Source organism: Bilophila sp. 4_1_30 (genome assembly GCF_000224655.1).
Classification (GTDB): Bacteria; Desulfobacterota; Desulfovibrionia; order Desulfovibrionales; family Desulfovibrionaceae; genus Bilophila; species Bilophila wadsworthia.
This window is the reverse complement of record NZ_JH114233.1, coordinates 141,431-143,566: the sequence shown is the minus strand read 5'-3', so window position 1 is coordinate 143,566 and position 2,136 is coordinate 141,431. Positions and strand designations below refer to the sequence as shown.

The following is a 2,136-nucleotide window of genomic DNA, read 5'->3' as shown; positions in this document are numbered from 1 at the left end:
CTTTCCGACGCATACCCGACATTGGCGAGGTCCTGCGCCTCGTCGCGGGCCGCTTCCGCCGCCTTCTGCGCGTTGGCCGCAGCGGTTGCGGAAGAGGATGCCGCATTCTTCGAAGCAAGGGCCGACGTCTCGGACGTCTTCGCAGCCTTAGCGGATGCGGCGGCTTCCCCGGCCTTCGTCGTTGCCGTAGCCGCTGACGAGGCCGCGCTGTTCTTTGACGCGAGAGCCGAGGTTTCGCTGGCTTTTGCCGCGTCGACGCTGACATTCACGTCCACGGCGAACTGGTTCAGCGCGGGGATAAGCGCCTTGTTCAGGTCCTCGTTGACCATCTTCTTCTGCGCTTTCAGGCTGTTGAACGTCAGCACGTCAAACCGTTCCTGATCGCCCACAAGTCTGTCCGGTGGTTCCGGGAGATCCGAAATCTTGGGAAGCTGCTTTACTGCCATTACTTCAACCCCTGTACGTCAATGTTCATGCTCACTTCATTCGGCCCGATGACGGTTGCGCTCCAGTCCTCAAGCCAGCCCCAGACCGTCAGCGACTGGTAGGAGCCGATCCCCTCGTTGTCGTCCCCGAGCCAGAGCGCGGGAAGGCCGTGCATCCGGGCGAGGATTTCCCGCACGCTGTCCAGCCGGGACGGGTGCAGGTACAAGAGCAGGCTCGTGCGCTTGGCGTTGGCCCGCTTGACCAGCCGCGTGTTGCCGAACTCGTCGGTATCCTTTCTGGAATAGTCCCGGATGCCGAGCCGGGTATTGTACTGCGTCGTGCCGATGGGCCACGCCTGCCCCGCGATGACCTGCCCGAGCGCCGGGCCTCCCTCCTGCGTGAGCGTGACCTCAAGCGTCGCCACGGGAGAGACGGGAATGTTTGTCACGGCCTGATCCACGATGCGCTCAAGGGGCAGGAAGTAGTATTTCCAGTAGCCGTCAACGTCCTTCAACGTATTCACCGTGCGGTCGTACATGACGAGGCCGTCGCCGTCCTTCACCACGGCCCGGATGCTGGTGGCCTTGAAGTTCAGGAGCGCAAACGCCGTGCAACGGTTGAACGTCACCGCAAACGTCATGACGTCCTCAGCCGCGACCGTCTGCGTGGACACGTACTGGTCGAGCATGGCGTAACGGTTCGTCGGCCCCATGAGCCGCCATGCCGCGTCCGTCCCTTCGCAGTGTTGGTCCGGCTGTTTCCCCGTGCTGGCGGTCACGGCCTTGTAGACCCTGTGCTCATGGATGACGGAATCCCCGATCTGATACCCCGTGCCCGCGCTCCACGCCGGGGCGTCGTTCTCCGGCACGGTGCTGGACAGCAACCGGATAGCCTGCGGCTCTATGAGCTTCATGCCCGCACCCCCGGCATCCCCTCGGCGTCCCACGCTTCAACCATGTCGGACGTGCGGCGGGAAAATCTGGCGATCTCGGACATGGAAATGAGCATGTCCCGGCGAAGCTGATAGACCTCCCGCCGCAGCGCCTTGACCTCCGCATCGCTTCCCGAATCGGTGCCAGCCGCCCGGGGCGCCGCGCTGCGGAACAGCGCCGCCGTATCCGCCGCCGTGTACACGCGCCCCGGCTGCGAAAAATTCACCAGCTCCGGCCCTTCCTCGCCCACAAGGGACCAGCCCGGCATGGCAAGCCCGCCCCGGGCGAACGCCTTCACCCCGGCCTTTTGCCCGGCGGCGTCAAGGAGCGGCTTCAAATCCGCAATCTGCTTTTCGATCTCCTCAAGCGTGGCGCTCTGGCCCTGCAACTCCGCAAGCGCCGCGTTCTGGACATCAAGCTGGCCCTGCAACGCTTCAAGCTGCTTGTCGGCTGCGGACACCTGCGCGCCCGCCGCGTCCTGCGCGGACTTCAACTGTGCGTTCACCGCCCAGAAAGCGTCGAGGTATTCCTCTTCCGTCCCCGCCGTCTGCTTCACCAGATCGAGCAGGGAAGTGCCCACGCCCGCAAGCTGACCCGCCGCGTCGGAGTCACCGCCAAGCGCAAGCCCGGACAGCCGCCGGAATTCGGCCTGTACCGTGCCAAGACGGTTCTCGGCGTCAATGTTGGCGCTCCCGGCGAACAGGTTGTAGCGGGATTGGCCAAGGCTCTTGTCCAGCCCTTCCCATGTGCTCTTGAGCGTCTTTGCGGCGGAAAGCTG

The 2,136-nt window shown here is 64.5% G+C and carries 3 protein-coding genes; all 3 read right to left on the bottom strand.

The features are described 5' to 3' along the window. The coding region (locus HMPREF0178_RS22055; RefSeq protein WP_009368466.1) for a hypothetical protein at window positions 1–446 on the bottom strand (446 nt) is incomplete at its 3' end. Further along, window positions 446–1,339 (bottom strand): hypothetical protein, encoded by an 894-nt coding sequence (locus HMPREF0178_RS12775; RefSeq protein WP_009368465.1) that lies wholly within the window; start codon window positions 1,337–1,339, stop codon window positions 446–448. The genes HMPREF0178_RS12775 and HMPREF0178_RS22055, both read right to left, overlap by 1 nt. Beyond that, window positions 1,336–2,136, bottom strand: an 801-nt coding sequence (locus HMPREF0178_RS12770; protein WP_009368464.1) for a hypothetical protein, incomplete at its 5' end; no start/stop codon positions are given. The genes HMPREF0178_RS12770 and HMPREF0178_RS12775, both read right to left, overlap by 4 nt.

Coding starts and splice junctions, on each gene's coding strand:
- HMPREF0178_RS12775 (WP_009368465.1), bottom strand. CDS start 1,339: ATGAAGCTCATAGAGCCGCAGGCTATCCGGTTGCTGTCCAGCACCGTG.